This window comes from Pseudomonas sp. AC463, from assembly GCF_979253585.1.
Genome location: NZ_CEEDDZ010000963.1, coordinates 1 through 249, shown reverse-complemented (window position 1 = coordinate 249; position 249 = coordinate 1). Strand labels below are relative to the sequence as shown.

Sequence of the window (249 nt, the reverse complement as noted above, 5' to 3'; positions counted from 1 at the left end):
TGCATCCTGTGGGTCTATCAGGACGTGACCGAGCGGCGACGCAGCGAGGCCGACCTGGCCGATGCGATCGACGAGGTGATGAAGGATGCGAGTTGGCTCAGCCGCTCGATCCTCGACAAACTGGCGACGCTGCGCCGGCCGGAGGCCCGCGCGCCGACCGCCGAACTGACGCCGCGCGAACGCGAGATCCTGGACCTGATCTGCGACGACATTGACGACACGGCGATCGCCGCGCGGCTGGGGTTGTCG

General features: G+C 68.3%; 1 pseudogene. It reads left to right on the top strand.

Annotation, left to right across the window (positions count from 1 at the left end):
* Positions 1-249: pseudogene (locus AC0IYH_RS33100) on the top strand (helix-turn-helix transcriptional regulator); the annotation flags it as partial.